Annotated in this window: 18 protein-coding genes and 7 tRNA genes; 10 read left to right on the forward strand and 15 right to left on the reverse strand. The window is 73.7% G+C overall.

Features of this window, described 5'->3' with window-relative positions; genetic code table 11:
* Positions 1 to 9 precede the first annotated feature (9 nt).
* Positions 10 to 735 (forward strand): exonuclease domain-containing protein, encoded by a 726-nt coding sequence (locus ACWCV3_RS20980; RefSeq protein WP_451226160.1) that lies wholly within the window; start codon positions 10 to 12, stop codon positions 733 to 735.
* A 72-nt stretch (positions 736 to 807) separates the two neighbouring features.
* Here ACWCV3_RS20980 and ACWCV3_RS20985 read toward each other — a convergent pair.
* From ACWCV3_RS20985 to ACWCV3_RS20995, 3 genes are all read right to left on the reverse strand, one after another.
* Positions 808 to 879, reverse strand: a tRNA-Val gene (locus ACWCV3_RS20985).
* Positions 880 to 1,162: 283 nt separating this feature from the next.
* Positions 1,163 to 1,234: transfer RNA gene (locus tag ACWCV3_RS20990), tRNA-Val, on the reverse strand.
* 61 nt (positions 1,235 to 1,295) lie between these two features.
* Positions 1,296 to 1,748 carry a TIGR02611 family protein gene (locus tag ACWCV3_RS20995; protein WP_451226163.1) on the reverse strand — a complete coding sequence of 151 codons (453 nt, stop codon included), beginning with the start codon at positions 1,746 to 1,748 and terminating at the stop codon, positions 1,296 to 1,298.
* 190 nt (positions 1,749 to 1,938) lie between these two features.
* On the opposite strand from ACWCV3_RS20995, the gene ACWCV3_RS21000 reads away from it, so the two are divergent.
* Both ACWCV3_RS21000 and ACWCV3_RS21005 read left to right on the forward strand, forming a co-directional pair.
* Complete coding sequence (locus ACWCV3_RS21000; RefSeq protein ID WP_010351314.1) at positions 1,939 to 2,352, forward strand: SsgA family sporulation/cell division regulator; 414 nt, start codon at positions 1,939 to 1,941, stop codon at positions 2,350 to 2,352.
* A gap of 287 nt (positions 2,353 to 2,639) precedes the next feature.
* Positions 2,640 to 3,200 carry a CGNR zinc finger domain-containing protein gene (locus tag ACWCV3_RS21005; protein WP_451226167.1) on the forward strand — a complete coding sequence of 187 codons (561 nt, stop codon included), beginning with the start codon at positions 2,640 to 2,642 and terminating at the stop codon, positions 3,198 to 3,200.
* 79 nt (positions 3,201 to 3,279) lie between these two features.
* Here ACWCV3_RS21005 and ACWCV3_RS21010 read toward each other — a convergent pair whose 3' ends face one another.
* Positions 3,280 to 3,432, reverse strand: a complete 153-nt coding sequence (locus ACWCV3_RS21010; RefSeq protein WP_451226170.1) for a hypothetical protein — start codon at positions 3,430 to 3,432, stop codon at positions 3,280 to 3,282.
* Positions 3,433 to 3,621: 189 nt separating this feature from the next.
* Positions 3,622 to 4,062 (reverse strand): hypothetical protein, encoded by a 441-nt coding sequence (locus ACWCV3_RS21015; protein ID WP_451226173.1) that lies wholly within the window; start codon positions 4,060 to 4,062, stop codon positions 3,622 to 3,624.
* A 243-nt stretch (positions 4,063 to 4,305) separates the two neighbouring features.
* Here ACWCV3_RS21015 and ACWCV3_RS21020 point away from each other — a divergent pair, with 243 nt between their 5' ends.
* Positions 4,306 to 4,830 (forward strand): DsbA family protein, encoded by a 525-nt coding sequence (locus ACWCV3_RS21020; protein ID WP_451226175.1) that lies wholly within the window; start codon positions 4,306 to 4,308, stop codon positions 4,828 to 4,830.
* 4 nt (positions 4,831 to 4,834) lie between these two features.
* Here ACWCV3_RS21020 and ACWCV3_RS21025 read toward each other — a convergent pair whose 3' ends face one another.
* From ACWCV3_RS21025 to ACWCV3_RS21035, 3 genes are all read right to left on the reverse strand, one after another.
* Positions 4,835 to 5,656, reverse strand: coding sequence for a GNAT family N-acetyltransferase (locus ACWCV3_RS21025; protein WP_451226178.1), 822 nt, complete (start codon positions 5,654 to 5,656; stop codon positions 4,835 to 4,837).
* 70 nt (positions 5,657 to 5,726) lie between these two features.
* The gene (locus ACWCV3_RS21030) at positions 5,727 to 6,548 is read right to left on the reverse strand and encodes an aminotransferase class IV (protein WP_451226181.1); all 822 of its coding nucleotides are present in this window, start codon (positions 6,546 to 6,548) and stop codon (positions 5,727 to 5,729) included.
* Positions 6,545 to 7,618: a chorismate-binding protein gene (locus ACWCV3_RS21035; protein ID WP_451226184.1), complete on the reverse strand. Its 1,074-nt coding sequence runs from the start codon at positions 7,616 to 7,618 to the stop codon at positions 6,545 to 6,547. Before ACWCV3_RS21035 ends, ACWCV3_RS21030 begins: the two co-directional genes overlap by 4 nt.
* Before the next feature lie 178 nt (positions 7,619 to 7,796).
* Here ACWCV3_RS21035 and ACWCV3_RS21040 point away from each other — a divergent pair.
* The 5 genes from ACWCV3_RS21040 to ACWCV3_RS21060 all read left to right on the forward strand — a co-directional run bounded on the left by ACWCV3_RS21040 (position 7,797) and on the right by ACWCV3_RS21060 (position 8,272).
* Positions 7,797 to 7,869: transfer RNA gene (locus tag ACWCV3_RS21040), tRNA-Gly, on the forward strand.
* A gap of 38 nt (positions 7,870 to 7,907) precedes the next feature.
* Positions 7,908 to 7,981 (forward strand) — tRNA-Cys (locus ACWCV3_RS21045).
* A 1-nt stretch (position 7,982) separates the two neighbouring features.
* Positions 7,983 to 8,054 (forward strand) — tRNA-Val (locus tag ACWCV3_RS21050).
* Positions 8,055 to 8,080: 26 nt separating this feature from the next.
* A tRNA-Val gene (locus ACWCV3_RS21055) sits at positions 8,081 to 8,152 on the forward strand.
* A 48-nt stretch (positions 8,153 to 8,200) separates the two neighbouring features.
* A tRNA-Val gene (locus ACWCV3_RS21060) sits at positions 8,201 to 8,272 on the forward strand.
* A gap of 53 nt (positions 8,273 to 8,325) precedes the next feature.
* Here ACWCV3_RS21060 and ACWCV3_RS21065 read toward each other — a convergent pair.
* From ACWCV3_RS21065 to ACWCV3_RS21075, 3 genes are all read right to left on the reverse strand, one after another.
* Positions 8,326 to 8,604: a TFIIB-type zinc ribbon-containing protein gene (locus ACWCV3_RS21065; RefSeq protein ID WP_451226187.1), complete on the reverse strand. Its 279-nt coding sequence runs from the start codon at positions 8,602 to 8,604 to the stop codon at positions 8,326 to 8,328.
* An 81-nt stretch (positions 8,605 to 8,685) separates the two neighbouring features.
* Positions 8,686 to 9,627, reverse strand: a complete 942-nt coding sequence (locus ACWCV3_RS21070) for a phosphotransferase family protein (RefSeq protein WP_451226190.1) — start codon at positions 9,625 to 9,627, stop codon at positions 8,686 to 8,688.
* Between the two features lie 177 nt (positions 9,628 to 9,804).
* Positions 9,805 to 9,981, reverse strand: a complete 177-nt coding sequence (locus ACWCV3_RS21075) for a hypothetical protein (protein ID WP_451226193.1) — start codon at positions 9,979 to 9,981, stop codon at positions 9,805 to 9,807.
* A gap of 587 nt (positions 9,982 to 10,568) precedes the next feature.
* On the opposite strand from ACWCV3_RS21075, the gene ACWCV3_RS21080 reads away from it, so the two are divergent.
* Positions 10,569 to 11,879 (forward strand): serine/threonine-protein kinase, encoded by a 1,311-nt coding sequence (locus tag ACWCV3_RS21080; protein WP_451226196.1) that lies wholly within the window; start codon positions 10,569 to 10,571, stop codon positions 11,877 to 11,879.
* Here ACWCV3_RS21080 and ACWCV3_RS21085 read toward each other — a convergent pair.
* The 4 genes from ACWCV3_RS21085 to cbiE all read right to left on the reverse strand — a co-directional run bounded on the left by ACWCV3_RS21085 (position 11,861) and on the right by cbiE (position 19,126).
* Positions 11,861 to 12,682, reverse strand: a complete 822-nt coding sequence (locus ACWCV3_RS21085; protein WP_451226199.1) for a TrmH family RNA methyltransferase — start codon at positions 12,680 to 12,682, stop codon at positions 11,861 to 11,863. The two genes, ACWCV3_RS21080 and ACWCV3_RS21085, sit on opposite strands and share 19 nt — an antisense overlap.
* Positions 12,683 to 12,712: 30 nt before the next feature.
* A complete protein-coding gene (cobA, locus tag ACWCV3_RS21090) occupies positions 12,713 to 13,948 on the reverse strand; it encodes a uroporphyrinogen-III C-methyltransferase (protein ID WP_451226202.1) in 1,236 nt (411 codons plus the stop codon).
* 139 nt (positions 13,949 to 14,087) lie between these two features.
* Positions 14,088 to 17,522 carry a nicotinate-nucleotide--dimethylbenzimidazole phosphoribosyltransferase gene (gene cobT, locus ACWCV3_RS21095; protein ID WP_451226205.1) on the reverse strand — a complete coding sequence of 1,145 codons (3,435 nt, stop codon included), beginning with the start codon at positions 17,520 to 17,522 and terminating at the stop codon, positions 14,088 to 14,090.
* Between the two features lie 386 nt (positions 17,523 to 17,908).
* Positions 17,909 to 19,126, reverse strand: a complete 1,218-nt coding sequence (cbiE, locus tag ACWCV3_RS21100) for a precorrin-6y C5,15-methyltransferase (decarboxylating) subunit CbiE (protein WP_451226208.1) — start codon at positions 19,124 to 19,126, stop codon at positions 17,909 to 17,911.
* Positions 19,127 to 19,188 lie beyond the last annotated feature (62 nt).

The raw sequence follows: 19,188 nt of genomic DNA on the forward strand, positions 1-19,188 counted from the left end.
TGGGTTGGGATGACGTGCTGGTACGAAGGGGCGCTGGCCGCCTTCGACACGGAGACGACGGGCGTGGACGTCGAGACCGACCGGATCGTGTCGGCCGCCGTCGTCGTCCAGGACGCGCCGGGGACGCGGCCGCGGGTGAGCCGCTGGCTGGTCAGTCCGGGGGTGCCGGTGCCCGAGGGGGCGACGGCGGTGCACGGACTGACGGAGGAGCACCTGCAGCGCAACGGCCGGTGGCCGGCGCCGGTGGTGCACGAGATAGCCCAGCAGCTGGCGGAGCACACGGCGATGGGCCGGCCGCTGGTGGTGATGAACGCGCCCTTCGATCTGACGCTGCTGGACCGGGAGTTGCGCCGGCACCGGGCGTCGTCGCTGGACCGGTGGTTCGAGTCGGCGCCGCTCAGGGTGCTGGACCCGAGGGTCATGGACAAGCAGCTGGACCGCTACCGCAAGGGCCGCCGCACGCTGGGCGATCTGTGCGAGCAGTACGGGGTGGAGTTGCGGGGCGCGCACGACGCGGCGGCGGACGCGATGGCCGCGCTGGACGTGGTGCGGGCGATGGGGCGCCGGTTCGCGGCGCGACTGGAGCGGCTGTCCCCCGCGGAGCTGCACGCGCTTCAGGTGGGTTGGCACGCGGCGCAGGCGCGAGGTCTCCAGGCGTGGTTCGCGCGCAGCGGTTCGCCGGAGCTGGTGAGTACGGAGTGGCCGCTGCGGCAGGAGTTGTCGGCGGCGGCGTGACCGGGGCGGCGTGCACGGCTCCGGGCAGCGAAAGAGCCGGCCCGCTGTGTGCGGACCGGCTCCTCGTGCCGGTGGGCGATACTGGGTTCGAACCAGTGACCTCTTCGGTGTGAACGAAGCGCTCTCCCACTGAGCTAATCGCCCGGCAACGCACTGAACCATACAGGTCCGGGCGGGGCGAGTCCAAACCGCCACCTTCCCTGCCGGGGAACCGAGCGCCGTGCGGGCGGTGCCGGAGGGACGTGACCGGCAATCAGAAGAGCGGTCGTGAAGGGGACTTGGCGGCCTGATGAATTCACATGTTGTCGCACTTGCGGGAAATCCGGACTTTCTCCATCGGAATATCGCCCGCATTTCCCTGCCCGCCCCTTTACGTGCACACGCCGAAGACCCGCCTGCTGTTCGCAGACGGGCCTTCGGTCCGGGGTGGGCGATACTGGGTTCGAACCAGTGACCTCTTCGGTGTGAACGAAGCGCTCTCCCACTGAGCTAATCGCCCCGGGCGCAGGAAGAACATTACCCCATGTCAGCGGGTGCCTGTGACCACCTGCGGTACCGGCTCACTGATCCTTGATGCTCCAGGGCGCGACGGCACCGAACTTCCAGAGGTAGATCCCGCCCAGCGCACCGATGATCACCAGCCCGATCACGGTCAGGGTGATGTTGCGGCGCCGCACCTTGGGATCGAGGGCCTTCTGCGCGGCCTCGGTGACCTTGCGCTTGGTCCAGCGCAGCACGAGCTGGGCCCAGACGAACTCGGTCGCCCAGATCGCCATGCCGCCGAAGATCACGACCCAGCCGGGTCCGGGCAGCGGAAGCATGACGATGCCCGCCACGACCACGGCGAGACCGATCACGAAGACACCGACCTGCCAGCTCAGGTGCAGGGCCCTGCGCTGCTTGACGAACTCCGGCGCCCGCGACCCCAGACCCTCCTCGGCCGGACCCTCACTCGGCTTCACCTCGTCCTGCACCACGGCGACCTCACCCGGCTCGTCACTCCCCGTATTCATACGGTCAAACCCTACCGGAGTGAATGAGTCACTGGAATGGTGGCAGGTCTCGTATCACTTCTCCGCCGGAAGAGGTACCTAAAGCCACGCAAAACCCTCGAAGGGGTTTACAACGGCACCGTAGGTGGCATGTCGATTTCGCCGACGTGCGAATCCCCGAGCGCACACTGAGCGAAAGGCCCTGGCGCTTATGAACACCACGGTCAGCTGCGAGCTGCACCTGCGCCTCGTTGTGTCGAGCGAGTCCTCCCTGCCTGTCCCCGCAGGCCTGCGGTACGACACGGCCGACCCCTACGCCGTGCACGCCACCTTCCACACCGGAGCCGAGGAGACCGTCGAGTGGGTGTTCGCCCGCGACCTCCTCGCCGAGGGGCTGCACCGCCCCACCGGCACCGGCGACGTCCGCGTCTGGCCATCGCGCAGCCATGGTCAGGGAGTCGTCTGCATCGCCCTCAGCTCTCCGGAGGGCGAAGCACTGCTGGAGGCCCCCGCACGAGCCCTGGAGTCCTTCCTGAAGCGAACCGACGCCGCCGTGCCGCCCGGCACGGAACACCGGCACTTCGATCTCGACCAGGAGCTGTCGCACATCCTGGCGGAGAACTAGGCCACGACACCCCACCGAGCCGCCCGGCGCCGTCCACTCGGGGAGACGGCCCGGGCCGAGACAACCGCATAGGGCACCCAGCGGCGCCGCCACCGTGAGCGTTCACGGAGGCGGCGCCGCTGTGCCCGTGTGCGGCGCTCACCGGCTCCGGGAACCCCGGCGGCGGTGCGGGCGTTCCCCGGGCAGGGGCCGCCGCCGGGCGGCGCCCGGTGGGGCGGGCGCGGTAGTCGCTACCATCTGCCCCCATCGGCGGGCGCCCGCCCGACCCTCAGGCCAGGGAGCGAAACGTGCTGATCACCCACGACACCCGGTGCGCGCTCGACACCGTGGTGGATCTGGTGAACACCGCGCCGGAGGACGACACGGCGGCGGACGGGCTGCCGGACGTGGCGGCGCTGGCGGAGTTCACCCGCGGCCACGCCGTCAGCGACATCGGCAGGCTGTCCGAGCCGGACCTGGCGGCGGTGCGGGAGATCCGGAGCCGGTTCGCGGGAATCTTCGCCGCGCCGGACGCCCGTACGGCGGCCGGGATGATCAACGAGCTGGTCGCGGCCGCGGGCACCACCCCACGGCTGACGGACCACGACGGCTACGACTGGCATGTCCACTACTTCGCGCCCGGCGCCTCACTGGCCGACCATCTCGCGGCGGACTGCGGGATGGCACTGGCCTTCTTCGTGGTGGCCGGCGAGGAGGAGCGGCTGCGGCGCTGCGAGGCACCGGACTGCCGCCGCGCCTTCGTGGACCTCTCGCGCAACCGCTCGCGCCGCTACTGCGACAGCCGCACCTGCGGGAACCGGCTGCACGTGGCGGCCTACCGGGCACGCCGCAAGGAGGCGGCCGGCTGAACCGGGCCGGGGCGCGGGGCGGACGCGGGGCGGTTCGACGCCGGCCCCGGCGGGTGACGCCGGGACGGGCGCGTACGGCTCACAGCAACAGCAGATCGTGCAGCGCGGCCATGAGGATCAGGCTCCCGATCACCGCCAGGAAGATCATCAGCGGTGGCTGGGAAAGGGCGAAGAGGCATCCGCGCCGCTGGTCCTTCTGCGGCGCGGCCTCGCTCTGTGTCGTCTCGACCATCTCGCGGTGATGATGACCCAGGTCAGGCCCTGTACGCGATCAACACACACGTAAAGTGCGGGACTGCGCCGAATTCGTACCGTAGCTTTCGCGTCGCTCCGCGTGGTGAACGGTTTCGTGCGTCGGGTGACGGTATGTGGTGAGCGGCCCGTCATGCACGGGACATGACGTCCGGCATATGCCAGGGGCTCATATGCCGTGCTTCTTGAGGATGGCCTCGATGTCGCTGAAGTCGTCGGAGGAGGACGGGGAGGGAGTGGGCGCGGCGGGCCGGGAGCCCTGTCCCGCCTTCCGTCCCAGGGCGGGCGCCGAGGCGGACGGGCTCACCGGGGCCGCCGGACCGCCGGCGTCGGTCGGCAGCGCGGTGCGGGCGCCCCGGCGGCGCTCCACGGCGCGGACGAGGGCGAAGAGCGCCCAGGACGCGCCGAGCACCCCGAAGCCGGCCCAGGCGAGCGGGCTGAGGGCGGTGCCGGCCAGCCAGCCGACGGCGCCCGTCATCACCAGGCCGAGCGGGATCAGTGAGTAGGCGGCTGTGCGCAGGGCGGTCAGGAAGCGCTTGCGGTAGGCGGTGACCGCGGCGATGCCCAGGCCCGCCGCGGACACGGCGGAGCAGATGGTCTCGGCGAGCATCCGGTCCTCCTGGCGGGGTCGGTGGAGCCTCCGGTCCGGTGTTCCGGGCCGGGGCGGCGAGGGCACCGGCGGTGCGCTTCGTCCCTTCCATCCTGCACCGTCCGCCCCCGCGCGGGCCATGGTCCGGACCGGAGATCAGGGACTTCTCAGGGATGCCCCGGCCCTCCCTCGCAGGTGCCCGCCGGGGAGGGTGTCCGCCACCGGGATTGGGCCGGGCCGGACCCGCCTGGAAGACTGGGCCGCATGAGCGACACCTCCCCCGCGCACCCCGAGCCCGTCGTGCTCGACGTCTGGTGCGAACTCCAGTGCCCCGACTGCCGCAGCGCCCTGGACGACGTACGCGCCCTGCGTGCCCGTTACGGCGACCGGCTGGAGATCCGGCTGCGGCACTTCCCGCTGGAGAAGCACAAGCACGCCTTCGCAGCCGCCCAGGCAGCCGAGGAGGCGGTGGAGCAGGGGCAGGGCTGGCCGTACGTCGAGGCGGTGCTGGCACGTACCGGGGAGCTGGCCGGCCGGGGCGAGGCCGTGCTGGTGGACACGGCCCGTGAGCTCGGCCTGGACGCCGGGGAGTTCGAGGTCGCCCTGATCGACGGGCGGCACACCCTGATCGTGGACGCCGACCAGGCCGAGGGCAAGGCGATCGGCGTCACCGGCACCCCGACCTACGTCATCGGCGGCGAGCGCCTGGACGGCGGCAAGAGCCAGGACGGGCTGCGCGAGCGGATCGAGGAGATCGCCGACCGCCTGCTGGCCGGCACGGGGGCCTGATCCGCTACGGCAGCGCCTTGGTCAGCGTGCGGTACGTCGTCCGGTAGCCGAGCGACTCGTACAGCCGCTCGGCCGGGGTGTTGCCCGCGAAGACGTTGAGGCCGATGGCGCGGCCGCCCTCGGCGATCGTGCGGGCCTCCGCGAGGAGCATCAGGGCGCGGCCGTGGCCCCGGCCCCGGCGGGCCTCGTCGGTCCGGACGTCGAAGATCCAGCGCTCGCCCTCGCGGTGGCCGAGCCAGACGTGGCCCACCGGCGTTCCCCGGTGCTCCAGCACGCCGAACCAGACCCCGTCGGTGGCGAGCCCGTCCGGGAGGAGGTCTGCGTGGTCGCGCCGGGCCTTGGCGTGGGCGTCGGCCTCGGGGACGCCCCGCTCGATCCACTCCCCCGCGTACCTCACCCGCTCCGCCTCCTGCCAGGCGGTGAACTCGGCCTCGGTCATCGGGCGGGCCGTGCTGCCGGGCGGGAGCCGCGGAGGCTCGTCCCCGAGCGGCTTGCGCATGCCCCGGTTGCGCAGGACGTAGCCGAGGGCGTCCACGAGGCGGGACGCGGCCTCGTTCTCCGCGGGGAGGGTCAGGTCGATCCGGCGGCAGCCCCAGTTCCGCGCCACCTCCTCCGCGGCGAGCATGGCCACCGTGCCCCGGCCGCGGCGCCGGTCCGGCTCGTCGATCCGCAGCCCGGTGACCCGGGCCGCCGAAGGGCCGAGGGGCGAGGTGTCCAGGTGGACCTCACCCACCGGACGGCTGTTCACGCACACCTGGAAGCGGCGCGAACGGGTGCCGTCCGCGTGCTGCTGAAGCGGCTCGGTCGGCCGCAGTGTCGTCGTCATCACGGGAGTTGTACCCGCTCGGCGGCCCCGGTTCAGCCCAATTGCCGGCGCCTGCCGAGCGGATGGGGGTTCACGGGTTCAGGTCGGCGCGCGAGCGCTCCTCGAAGATCCGCATCGCCTTGGCGGTCACCGGGCCCGGCGCGCCCGGCAGTTCACGGCCGTCGACCCGGTGCACGGCCTGGACGTCGCGCAGCGAGGAGGTCAGGAAGATCTCGTCGGCGCGCTCCAGCACGTCCAGCGGCAGGTCGGTCTCCCTGGCCCCGGTCCACTCGACGACGAGCTCGCGGGTGATACCGGCCAGGCAGCCGGAGGAGACCGGCGGGGTGTGGATCTCACCGTCGAGGACGACGAACACGTTGGACCCGGTGCCCTCGCAGAGCTGTCCGACGGAGTTGGCGAACAGCGCCTCGGACGCGCCCTGTTCGTGCGCGCGGGCCAGCGCCACCACGTTCTCGGCGTAGGAGGTCGTCTTCAGGCCGGTGAGCACGCCGCGTTCGTTGCGGATCCAGGGGACGGTGACGACCGCCGCGGAGTCGGGGCGGCGGGTGGCCTCGCTCGCGGCGACGACCAGGGTGGGGCCGTGCTCGCCGCGTTCGGAGCCGAGGGGGGCCGGGCCGCCCGTGTAGGTGATCCGGAGCCGCCCGTACGGCATGGGGCCGGCCGCCAGTACGGCCGCGCAGGCGCGGGCGACCTCGTCGTGGTCGGGGTCGGGCAGGCCGAGGCCGCGGGCGGAGCGGGTCAGCCGGTCGAGGTGCCGGGTGAGCGCGAACGGCTCGCCGTCGACGGCCTTCAGCGTCTCGAACACGCCGTCGCCCACGGTCAGCCCGTGGTCGAAGGCGGAGACGCTCGCGGTGGTGGCGTCCCGCAGGGCGCCGTCCAGCCAGATGCTCATGTGCGGGCCTTTCCACTGTCCTGGTACTGCCCCGACGCTACCGCGAGCAGCCGGGCCCTCTTCAGTTCGGTCTCGCGCCACTCCGCGAGGGGGTCGGAGCCCCAGGTGATCCCGGCCCCGGTGCCGAAGCGGAGCGCTGCCGGGCCGTCGCAGGACCGGTCGATCCAGAACGTACGGATGCCCACGGCCAGCTCGGCCGTGCCCCGGTCGGCGTCGACCCAGCCGATGCCGCCGCAGTAGGGGCCGCGCGGGGCGGTCTCCAGGGCGGCGATGATCCCGAGGGCGCTCGGTTTGGGGGCGCCGGTGACCGAGCCGGGCGGGAAGGTGGCCGCGAGCAGTTCGGGCCAGCCGGTCCCTTCGGCCGGTTCGCCGCGCACGGTGGAGACGAGGTGGACGAGCCCGGGGTGCTTCTCGGTGACGCACAACTCGGGGACGGTGACGCTGCCGGTGGCGCAGACGCGGCCGAGGTCGTTGCGGACCAGGTCCACGATCATCACGTTCTCGGCGCGGTCCTTCTCCAGCAGGTCCGCCTCGGTGCGCCCGGTCCCCTTTATGGGCCCGGACTCGATGGTGCGGCCGGTCCGGCGCAGGTAGAGCTCGGGTGAGGCGGTGGCGATCTCCACCCCGTGCTCCGGCAGCCGTACGGTGCCCGCGTAGGGGGCCGGGTTGCCGCGGGCCAGCAGGGCGGTGAGGGCGTCGACATCGGCGTCGGGGCCGACCGGCGCGCTCAGTACCCGGCAGAGGTTGGCCTGGTAGACGTCGCCGGCCGCGATGTGCTCCCGGATGCGCCGGACGGCGGCCGTGTATGCGGCACGGTCCAGGGAGGTGGTCCAGTCCTCGGGGGCCGGGCCGCGCCAGGCGCCCGGCACCGGGGCGGGGACGGGCGCGTGCCGTACGTCGGCGAAGCGTGCGCAGGTCAGTGTGCCCTCGAAGTCGGCCACGACAGCCCAGAAGCCGGTGGAGTCGAGGGCGGCGGGGTCGCTGGTGACGTCGAGGAGGCCGGTGGCGAGGCGGTCGCCGAAGCGGGCCAGAGGGGTCCGGGAGGAGGCGGCGGCTGAGAGGTGGAGCACGCGGCCGAGTCTAGGCCGGGTGTCCGAAAGCCGGGCCGGACGGGCGGCCGGTGGGGCCTTCGACCGGGGCGGCCGCGGGTGCACCGCAGCACGCTGCGCAAACGCGTTTTTGTGCTGGCTCAGGAATCCGCTAGAGTTCAACACGTCGCCGGGACGCGCAAGCCGACCGAAACGACAAGCGGACGTAGCTCAGTTGGTAGAGCGCAACCTTGCCAAGGTTGAGGTCGCGAGTTCGAGCCTCGTCGTCCGCTCGCAGGAAGTAGGGTGTCTTCCCGATCCCTACGCTCCTGGTGGAGTGGCCGAGAGGCGAGGCAACGGCCTGCAAAGCCGTCTACACGGGTTCAAATCCCGTCTCCACCTCCAAGGACGATTAGCTCAGCGGGAGAGCGCTTCCCTGACACGGAAGAGGTCACTGGTTCAATCCCAGTATCGTCCACTGGATCTTCTCGAAGGTCCCAGCCCGCGCGATTAGCTCAGCGGGAGAGCGCTTCCCTGACACGGAAGAGGTCACTGGTTCAATCCCAGTATCGCGCACGCAGTGCCCATGATCCGCTCCATGGAGTGACACGATCGTGGTCCCGAGGACGATTAGCTCAGCGGGAGAGCGCTTCCCTGACACGGAAGAGGTCACTGGTTCAATCCCAGTATCGTCCACACACCGGAAGAAGCCCCCGGCCGCCTCGCGCGGCCGGGGGCTTCTTCGCGTCTCAGCTCGAGAAGAGCATGTGGCCGAAGCTCTTGTGGCGGTGGTGACCGCCGTAGTGGCCGCCGCCGTGCTGCGGGGCGCCCCAGGCGGGCGCGGGCGCGGCCGGGTAGCCCTGGGGGGCGGGCGGAGGAGCGGGCTGGGACCACTGCGCCTCCATGCGGGTCAGCGCCTCCAGCTCGCCGTAGTCGAGGAAGATGCCTCGGCAGCCGTCGCACTGCTCTATCTGGATGCCGTTGCGGTTGTAGGTGCGCATCGGCGCATGGCACTTCGGGCACTGCATCGTTCGGCTCAACTCCTCGCCGTCGGGTCCTGCTCGGTGTTTCCCCAGGACAGACTCCGTCCTGCCCCGGCCGGTTGCAGCCTATTTGAGGAAATCGCGGGCCAACTGGGCGGGGGCGCCGGTCATTCGGGCGCAGGCGTCCACGACGGCCCGCTCCACCTCGTCCAGCGGGCGCCCGGCGGTGAGCGCCTTGGTGAGGGCGAGCGCGGCGGTCTGCACGGTGAGCGCGCGGGCCGGGACGTCCAGTACGGACCAGGGATCGGCCCCTCGGGGCGCGGCCGGGCCGTCCGCCTCCTGGTAGGCGGTCAGGAAGCGGAGCCATTCCTCGGGCGGGAGGAGGCCGCAGGCGTACCAGGCGGCGGGGCGGGCGAGGTCCCAGGCGGGGTCGCCCACTCCGAGGTCGTCGATGTCGATGAGGTGCCAGGGGCCGTCGGGCGCGGGGTGACGGACGAGCTGGCCGAGGTGCAGGTCGCCGTGGCAGAGGGACGGGGTGCCGGGGGCCGGGGCTTCGGCGCGGGCCCAGCGCGGGAGGGCGGCCCAGGCGGCCAGGACGGGCGGGGCTTCGGTCGAGGGGTGGTCGCTCAGGGTGCGGCGCAGGCAGGCCATGGCCAGGGCCGCTTTCGCCGGTCCGCGCATCGGGGGCAGTCCCGCGGGTGGCGGGGTGCGGTGGAGAAGGGCGAGAAGGGTCGCCGTGGCTTCCCAGGGGGCGGCGTCGGGGTCGTCCCGGTCGACCGGGGCGCCGTAGGGCCAGTGGGTGACGAGGCGGCCGTCCAGGCGGTCCGGAGCGGTGGTGAGCGGGGGCAGCAGGACGCCGGGAAGGCGGGCGGCGACGCCGAGGCGGTGGGCCAGCTCGTACGGGTCGGTGTCAGGGGCGTGGGCCTTGGCGACGGTCGCGCCGTGCCGGACGACGGTGGCGTCCGGACGGTCGGCCAGCGCCCCGCAGACGCAGGCACACGGCCCCGTGCCGTGGTGGAGGGCCGCTTCGAGCCGGGCCGTCAGGGCCGGGGCTGTTTCCGCTGTCACGGGAGGTGAGGGTACTGGGGGCGAGAGCCTCCGGGAGCCGGCGGAAACGCAATGCCGGCGCAGCTCCCCAGCTGCGCCGGCATTGCGTGCCGTCCGTCGCACCCCCGTCCCCACGGGGTTTCCTGGATGTGAGGGGGAGGTCCCGCCCGGACCGCTCTTCCGGGCCTGGCCCGCCTCTCAGCGGCCCAGCATCTCACCCACGGACGACGCCTGCGCGGCCACCGTCTCCCAGCCGTCGAAGACGAGCAGGAGCAGGGCCGCCAGGGGAAGGGCCATGAGCGTCGCCACCAGGGGGTGGCGGCGGCCCGCGCGGCGGCGCAGCGGCGTGCCGCGCCTCGGTGCCGTGGGGGCCATGGTTCCTTCTCCCGGCTGATTCGGTTGTCGGCAGCGGCGGGCGTTGGCCTCGGGGGGCGAGCACCGGGCCCGCCGCTTGACCTCAAATCTAGGTTCGTGGCGTGGAGCGGGCGTCATGCCCTCGTACCGAATGGCGGGCCTCCCGGAGGATGAGCCTCCTGTCCGCGCGTACTCCCCTGGTTGGAGACGTGAGGCGCGGTCTCAGGGTCTTCCCGGAGGGGTCGCGGGGGGCCGCCGCGACGTCTCCTCCCAGGGGTGGATTGGCGTGACTTCAGTCACTTTGGGCCCCGCGGGGCACGGGCGGCGGGGGGAGGGTCGGCCGGGCGGCGTGGCGACGGATGGGCGCTCCACCCCCATCCGAGGGGGCCGTGACGGCCGGCGCCGGTTGGCCGGAGGTCAATGTCAGTGCCTGGTGGCAGGGTTGGTGACGTCCTTACATCAACCACACGGCAAGATCCGTGTCGCTGACCGCGTTTCACATCGGACGTGGGGTAGGGGCAATCCATCGGCCCGAGAGGGCGCGGCCTCTGCGCGTGGGCGGCCGTGGAAACGTAAGCTGGGCACGTCACAGGGACCGGGCAGCGGGGATGAACATGGCGATGATGCGCCTGAGGCGCGAGGACCCGCGCGTCGTCGGCTCCTTCAGGCTTCACCGACGGCTCGGCGCGGGCGGGATGGGCGTGGTCTATCTCGGCTCGGACAAGAAGGGCCAGCGGGTCGCGCTGAAGGTGATCCGGCCCGATCTCGCGGAGGACCAGGAGTTCCGGTCGCGGTTCGCACGCGAGGTGTCGGCGGCCCGGCGCATCCGGGGCGGCTGCACGGCGCGGCTGGTGGCGGCGGACCTGGAGGCCGAGCGGCCCTGGTTCGCCACACAGTACGTACCCGGCCCCTCCCTGCACGACAAGGTCGCCGAGGAGGGCCCGCTGTACGCGGCCGACACGGCGGCGATCGGCGCGGCCCTGTCCGAGGGGCTGGTGGCGGTGCACGAGGCCGGTGTGGTGCACCGGGATCTCAAGCCGTCCAACATCCTGCTGTCCCCCAAGGGCCCCCGGATCATCGACTTCGGCATCGCCTGGGCCACCGGCGCCTCCACTCTCACCCATGTGGGTACGGCGGTGGGCTCTCCCGGTTTCCTGGCGCCGGAGCAGGTGCGGGGGGCGGCGGTCACTCCGGCCACCGACGTGTTCTCGCTGGGGGCGACCCTGGCGTACGCCTCCACCGGTGACTCCCCCTTCGGGCACGGCAGTTCCGAGGTCATGCTGTACCGGGTGGTGCACGAGGAGCCGCATCTGCACGGGGTGCCCGACGCGCTGGCGCCACTGGTGCGGGCCTGTCTGGCGAAGGACCCGGCGGACCGGCCGAGCACGCTCCAGCTGTCGCTGCGGCTCAAGGAGATCGCGGCCCGCGAGGCGCAGGGTCTCGGGGAGGTGCGGCCGCCCGGACCGCGGACGCCGGTGTCGGACCGGGCCTCGGTGCGGCTCGCGGACACCTCGCCCGACCAGCAGCGCACCACGCAGCGCCGAACCGTCCCCGGCACCCCGCCACCGCGCGGTGCCGCGCCCTCGCGGGGCGGGGCTGCCTCACGTGGCGGTGTCGCGTCCCGGCCCGGTACCCGGCCGGGGCCGTCCGGGCGGGGTAAGGGCAGCCGGCCCGCTCCGCGCAGTGGCGCGGGCCGCCCGGCTCGTACCACGGGGACCAAGCTGCGCCCGGCCAACCCCCGGCTGCTGCGGCAGCGGCTGACCGTGTTCGTGGTGGTGACGCTGCTGGTCGCCCTGGGCATCGCGGTGGCGCAGGGCTGTTCCGGACCGGCGCGCGGCCTGGGCGGGGACGGCGGCGAGCACCCCGCGGGCGCGCGGCAGGCCCTCGTGCCCGGGGACGGTCAGGGACGGGTGGCGTAGAAGGCGACCGCCGAGGCCGCCGCCACGTTCAGGGAGTCGACGCCTGCCTCCATCGGGATGCGCACATGGACGTCGGCCGCCGCCAGCGCGGCCGGGGAGAGCCCGTCGCCCTCGGTGCCAAGCATCAGGGCGAGCTTCTCCGGGCGGCGGGCGGCGAGTTCGTCCAGGTCGACGGAGTCGTCCGAGAGGCACAGCGCGGCCAGCTCGAAGCCGTGCGCGCGCAGCGTGTCCGCGTCGTGCGGCCAGGCCTCCAGGCGGGCGTACGGCACCGCGAAGACCGTCCCCATGGACACCTTCACCGAGCGCCGGTAGAGCGGGTCGGCGCAGCGCGGGGTGAGGAGTACCGCGTCCACGCCGAGAGCGGCCGCGTTGCGGAAGGCGGCGCCCAGGTTGGCGTGGTCGACCATGTCCTCGAAGAGCGCGACCCGGCGCGGGGCACCGTGGGGGCCTGCGGACTCCAGCAGTTCGGCCGGGGTGGGCAGCGGCTTGCGGGCCATCGAGGCGAGGGCGCCCCGGTGGACGTGGTACCCGGTGACGCTCTCGGCCAGCTCGGGGCTCACGACGTGGACCGGGCAGGTCAGTTCCTCGATGAGGTCGGCCATGGTGTCGACCCACTTGGGGGTGAGCATCATCGAGCGCATGCCGTAACCGGCGTTCCCCGCGCGGCGGATGACCTTCTCGCCCTCGGCGATGAACAGTCCCTCGGCGGGCTCGCGCCTGCGGCGCAGTGCGACGTCGGTGAGGTCGGTGTAGTCGTGCAGGCGCGGGTCGGCGGGATCGTCGACGGTGATGAGCTGGGCCACGGGATGCGGGTGCCTTGTTCTTCTGGAGGGTCAGGGCTGGTCGGTGGTCGGGGTCGCGTCCACCACGGCGCCGATGACGATGACCGCCGGGGGCTTGACGGCCTCGGCGCTCACGGTCTCCGCCACGGTGGCCAATGTCGCGTCCACCCGGCGCTGGGCGGCCGTGGTGCCCTCCTGGACGAGGGCGACGGGGGTCTCGGGAGCCTTGCCGTGGGCGATCAGGGTCTCGGCGATCTTCCCGATCTTGTCGACGCCCATCAGGACGACGAGGGTCCCCCTCAGGCGGGCCATCGCGGACCAGTCGACCAGGGAGCGGGCGTCGTCGGGGGCGACATGGCCGCTGACCACGGTGAACTCGTGGGCGACCCCACGATGGGTGACGGGTATCCCGGCGGCGGCCGGCACCGATATCGAGCTGGAGATGCCGGGGACCACGGTGCAGGGGATGCCGGCCTCGGCGAGCGCCTGCACCTCCTCCATGCCCCGGCCGAAGACGAACGGGTCGCCGCCCTTGAGCCGCACCACGGACTTGCCCTGCCTGGCGTGCTCGATCAGGGCGTTGTTGATGGCCTCCTGGGCCATGTACCGCCCGTAGGGGATCTTGGCCGCGTCGATGACCTCGACGTGCGGCGGGAGTTCCGCGAGCAGGTCCCGCGGGCCGAGCCGGTCGGCGATGACGACGTCGGCCTCGGCGAGCAGCCGCCGGCCGCGGACGGTGATCAGGTCGGGGTCGCCGGGGCCTCCGCCGACCAGGGCGACGCCCGGCGTGCGGGTGCGGTGGTGGGGGGCGACCAGGGTGCCGTCGCTCAGGCCGGCCACGACCGCGTCGCGGATGGCGGCGGTGTGCCGGGGGTCCCGGCTGCGGGCGCTGGTGGTGAGGACCGCGACGGTCACGCCCTCGCTGGTGCCGGTGGCGGGCGTCCAGGCGGTCGCCTGGTCGGCGTCGTCGGAGCGGACGCACCACACACGGTCGGCCTCCGCCTCGGTGGAGGCCGTTGCGTTGGCGACGGGGTCGCTGGTGGCGATCAGGACGTACCAGGCGCCGGAGAGGTCGCCCTCGGCGTACGGGCGGCGCAGCCAGGTGATCTCGCCGGCGTCGGCCATCGCCTCGACGGAGGGGGTGGCCTCCGGGGAGACGAGGAGGACGTCGGCGCCCGCCGCGATCAGCGCGGGGAGGCGACGCTGGGCGACCTGGCCGCCACCGAGGACGACCACGCGGCGGCCGGCCAGGCGGAGGCCCACGGGGTAGGCGGGGTGTTCGGCCATGAGGGGCGGCTCCTCGTGCGGTGTGCGTCGGGCTCGCCGCGCCTTCGGAGCGGCCCTGACGTGCGGATCTTAACGTCTGGGCCCGATGGGGGGCACGGGCGGTCCGGCCGGTGGACTCCGGACCGCCCGTGGCCGCCGGCTACTTCTCGGTGACGCCCGCCGAGTCGAACGTCGCCACCTCGTGCATCGCGCGGGCCGTGCTCTGCACCAGCGGCAGCGCCAGCAGCGCGCCGGTGCCCTCGCCCAGGCGCAGGTCGAGGTCGACCAGCGGGCGCAGCCCCAGCTTGTTGAGCGCGGCCACATGGCCGGGCTCGGCACTGCGGTGACCGGCGATGCAAGCCGCCAGCACCTCGGGGGCGATGGCACGGGCGACGAGCGCGGCGGCACCGGCGCTCACCCCGTCCAGGATCACCGGTGTGCGCAGCGACGCGCCACCCAGCAGCAGGCCGACCATGGCCGCGTGCTCGAAGCCGCCGAGGGCCGCGAGGACACCGATCGGGTCGGCCGGGTCGGGCCGGTGGAGGTCCAGGGCCCGGCGGACGACCTCGGTCTTGCGGACCAGGGTCTCGTCGTTGATGCCGGTGCCCCGCCCGGTGACCTCCGCCGGGTCGGCGCCGGTGAAGACGGAGATCAGGGCGGCGGAGGAGGTGGTGTTGGCGATGCCCATCTCGCCGGTGAGCAGTGCCTTGTTCCCGGCGGCGACCAGGTCGCGGGCCGTCTCGATGCCGACCTCGATGGCGGCCCTGGCCTCCTCGCGGGTCATCGCGGGCCCGGTGGTCATGTCGGAGGTGCCGCCGCGGATCTTGCGGGGCAGCAGACCGGGGGTGGCGGGCAGGTCGGCGACGACACCGACGTCCACGACACACACCTCGGCGCCGACCTGGGTGGCGAAGGCGTTGCACACCGCGCCGCCACCCAGGAAGTTCGCGACCATCTGACCGGTGACCTCCTGCGGCCACGGGGTGACGCCCTGGGCGTGCACACCGTGGTCACCGGCGAACACGGCCACGGCCGCGGGCTCCGGGATGGGCGGCGGGCACTGCCGGGAGAGGCCGGAGAGCTGCGCGGAGATGATCTCCAGCATGCCGAGCGCGCCGGCCGGCTTGGTCATGCGCTTCTGCCGCTCCCACGCCTCGCCGAGCGCCTTGGCGTCGAGCGGGCGGATCTGTGCGACGGTCTCGGCAAGCAGGTCGTGGGGGTCCTCTCCGGGCAGGGCGCGGCGGCCGTACGTCTCCTCGTGCACCACCCAGGACAGCGGGCGGCGCTTGGACCAGCCGGCCTGCATCAACTCGGGTTCGTCCGGGAACTCGTCGACGTACCCGACGCACAGGTAGGCGACGACCTCCAGGTGCTCGGGCAGGCCGAGCGCGCGGACCATCTCCCGCTCGTCGAAGAAGCTGACCCAGCCGACGCCGAGGCCCTCGGCGCGCGCGGCGAGCCAGAGGTTCTCCACCGCGAGCGCGGAGGAGTACGGCGCCATCTGCGGCTGGGTGTGCCGGCCGAGGGTGTGGCGGCCGCCGCGGGTGGGATCGGCGGTGACGACGATGTTCACCGGGGTGTCGAGGATGGCCTCGATCTTCATTTCCTTGAACTGCTTCGCCCGGCCCTTGGGCAGCGACTTGGCATACGCCTCGCGCTGGCTCATGGCGAGGTCGTGCATCGCGCGCCGGGTGTCGGCGGAGCGGATGACGACGAAGTCCCAGGGCTGCGAGTGGCCGACCGAGGGGGCGGTGTGGGCCGCCTCCAGGACGCGAAGCAGCACGTCGTGCGGGATCGGGTCGCTGCGGAACCCGTTACGGATGTCGCGGCGCTCGCGGATCACCTTCAGGACGGCTTCGCGCTCGGCGTCGTTGTACGCGGGCGCGGCCGGGCCCGGCGGGACGGCGGGCCCGGGGTCCTCGTCCTGGCCGGCGCCGGTGGTGGCGAGGTCCTCGGCGTGCTGGACGAGGTCCGGCTCGGGAGCCCCCGCCACGGGGCTCTGCGGGGCCGCGGTCTCGGGGTCGGGGAGGATCAGCGGCCGCGGCGGGGTGGGCGCCAGGTGCGGGGTGGTGGGCACCTGTCCGTCCACGGCCACGAACCGGCCCAGCGGCTGCTCGGGGTGCGGCGCCGGCGGCAGGCCGGAGGGCAGCGGTTCCGCCTGGGCGGGCGCCGCCTCGGGGGCCTGGAGCTGAGGCCCGGACGCGGCTTCGTGCGCCTCCGCCGGGGCCGGGGGCGCGTAGGACTCGAGGACGGCGGGCTGCGGGGCGGCCACCGGGATGTCCCCGGGCCCGGGAAGCGGGAACTCCTCCGCGGGCAGGGAGGCGTCGGGCCGGGGCGCGGGTACGGGGGTGGCCGCGGTTTCGGTCACCGGGGCCGCCGGGGCCTCGGGCTCGGGGGCCGCGACGGTCTCGACGGCGTGCGGGGCGTCCTCGACCGGGGACGCGACAGCCTCGGGCGCCTCCTCGGCGGAAGCCTCCGCGACCTCCACGAGCGCGGGCGCCTCCTCCGCGGAAGCCTCCGCGACCTCCACGAGTGCCTCCTCGACGGCCGCCTCCGCCTCGTGTCCCGGAGCGGCGTCGGGCACGGCCTCCAGTACCGAGTCGGCCACCTCGGGCTCCGGGACCTCGGCCACGGGGGACGTCTCCGGTGCCTCCTCCGCGGCGGCGACACCGGCGACCTCGGCCTGAGCGGTCAGCCGGTCCACGGCGGCCTGCGCGGGCTCGACGGGCTCGGGCTCGGGCTCGGGCTCGGGCTCGGGCTCGGCCACAGGCTGCACCGCCTCCGGCAGGGCTGCCTCCGGGGCGACGGCCTGCTCCGGGGCGGCCTCGTCCGGGACGGCCGCCTCCGGGGCGACCACGTCCGGCAGCACGGCCTCGGGAACGACGACCTCGGGGGCCACGGCCTCCGGAGCCACCGCCTGGACGGCCACGGCCTGCGGACCGACCGCCTCGGGGGCCACCGCCTCAGGGGCGGCAGCCTCCGGACCCACGGCCTCGGGAACTACCTGCTCCGGCGCCGCAGCCTCCGGCAGGGCCGCCTCGGCAACGGCCTCCTCCGGGGCCGGGGCCTTTGGAACAACCGTTTCGGCGGCCGGTGCCACGGCGTCCACCGGCCCCGGGCCCCACGGCGCGGCAGCCTGGGGCGGGACGGGGTCGGGGAGCGCCTGCACATCGAGGTACTCGGGGCCGGCCACGGGCCGTACCGGCACGCCGGCGGGACCCCGGTCGGCGAGGGAGCGGACGGGGCTCGCTGAGGCGTCCGGGATCGGCGGACCGAGGTGCAGCGGACGGCGCAGCGGCTGCACCGGGCCGGGGCCCTGCTCGGGCAGCCGGACACCGCCGAGGTCGACGGAACCGGTGTCCCGGCCCGCCGTCTCGTGGGCGCCGGGCTGATGGACGGCTTCGACGATCGGCGCCGGGACGGGAGGGGGCATCTCGTTGCCCCACGCGCCCTGCGCGCCCGGCAGCAGCAGGTCCTCGTCCTCGGCGGGCGCCTCGGCGAGGTAGGTGTACGCGCCGTGCCCGAGGCCCGGCTGCTCCACCATGCCTGCGCTCTCCGGCTGTCCCTCGGCCGGGACCTGGCCGGTGTCGGTCATGCGTACCCCTCGCCCATCGGTTTAGTGCTCCTACGACCAGCTCACCCGGAACGGCGCACCGACCGCCCCGTAGTGAGAACGAGCGTCCGTGCGCATCGGCACGAACGACCCGCCAGAAATGGCGACAAAGCCATTCGGTGGCATTCTCGCGGCCGTTCGGCCGTCGTGACAGCGAGATCACGCGACAGCCCGTTGTGGACTGCGCCACGTTGCGCGTCCTCCGGTTTTGCCGTACCTCACCCGCCGCCCCAAAGCGGGCGAGGTTTCCGGACATTGACGAACGAACTTCCGGACCGCGGGTGCGGTACAACGATCGGCCAGCCTACCGCGCGCGGTACGACAAACCGATCACGGGGCGAACCGGTCGGGGAAAGGGCGGCGGTGGTTCAGCGCGCGGTCTCGCGCGGGGGCAGTTCGCCGCCGAGGAGGAAGACGACGCTCCGCTCGTTCTCCGTCCAGGACTTGGTGTCCAGTCCGATCGCCTGGAGGAGGGCGCACTCCACGCGGTAGCCGTGCTCGGTGAGGTCCCGGCCGATGAGTTCGGCGGCGTCCCGGGTGGCCGCGTGGGCGACGATGCGCTGCGGACGCCGGTCGGCCACGGCGGAGACGACGGCCGCTCCCCCGCCGCCGACGCGCACGACGTCCGGTTCGGGCAGGTTCTCCAGGATGTGCGGCGCCTCACCGCGCACGATCTGGAGCTGGACCCCGAACTGGCGGGCGGCCGCGTCGGTCCGGGCGCAGGACTCGGGGTCGGCGTCGACGGCGAGCACGGCGGCACCGGCGCGGGCGGCCTCCACGGCGAAGGCACCGGAACCGCAGCCGATGTCCCACACCAGGTCGCCGGTGCGCGGGCCGAGCCGGGCGAGCTGGGCGGCGCGCAGCAGTTCGTTCTCACCCTCACCGAGGACGCCGCCGTACACCTCGTCGGGCTGGGTCCAGCCGCGCGGGCCGGCGCCGGGGTCGCGGCCCGCGATCCAGCCGTCGCCCGCGAGCGCGGTCTGGGGGCCGCCGATGACGATGACGACGTTGGGGTCGCGCCAGGTGTGGTCGGCGGCCTTGTCGGAGGTGAGGACGCTGACGCGCTCGTTCTCGGTGCCCATCTCCTCGCAGACGACGAAGGTGCGGTGCACACCGTCGAGGAGCAGGCCGAGCTCGGCGGGGCCGGCGCCGGGTGCGGTGAGGACGGCGACCTTGCTGTGGGCGCGGCACACATTGACCGCGCGGCGCAGCGTGCGGGGGTGTGCGACGACCACATGGGCGTCGTCCCAGGGCATGCCCGCGCGGGCGAAGGCGGCGGCCACGGAGGAGACGCCGGGGACGACCTCGACCTCCAGGCCGAACTCCGGTGCGCGCAGGGTGCGGACGACGCCGAAGAAGCCCGGGTCGCCGTCGGCGAGCACGACGGCGGTGCCGCGGTGGCCGGCGATCCGGCGGGCGGCCAGGCTCACGCTGCCCAGGCGGACGCGTTCGGCGGCCGCGGGGATCTCCGGGAGCGCCAGGTGGTGGGGGGCGCCCGCCACGAGCGTGGCGGCGCCGAGGGCGCCGCGTGCCGCTTCGGTCAGCGGCGAGCCGTCCCAGCCGATCACCGTGACCCGGTCGGCCATCGTCGTCAGTCTCCAGGTGTCGGTGTGTCGTCGGTGCCCCGGTACGGGCTTGGTGAGGTTAC

It is taken from the genome of Streptomyces sp. NPDC001781 (genome assembly GCF_053596035.1).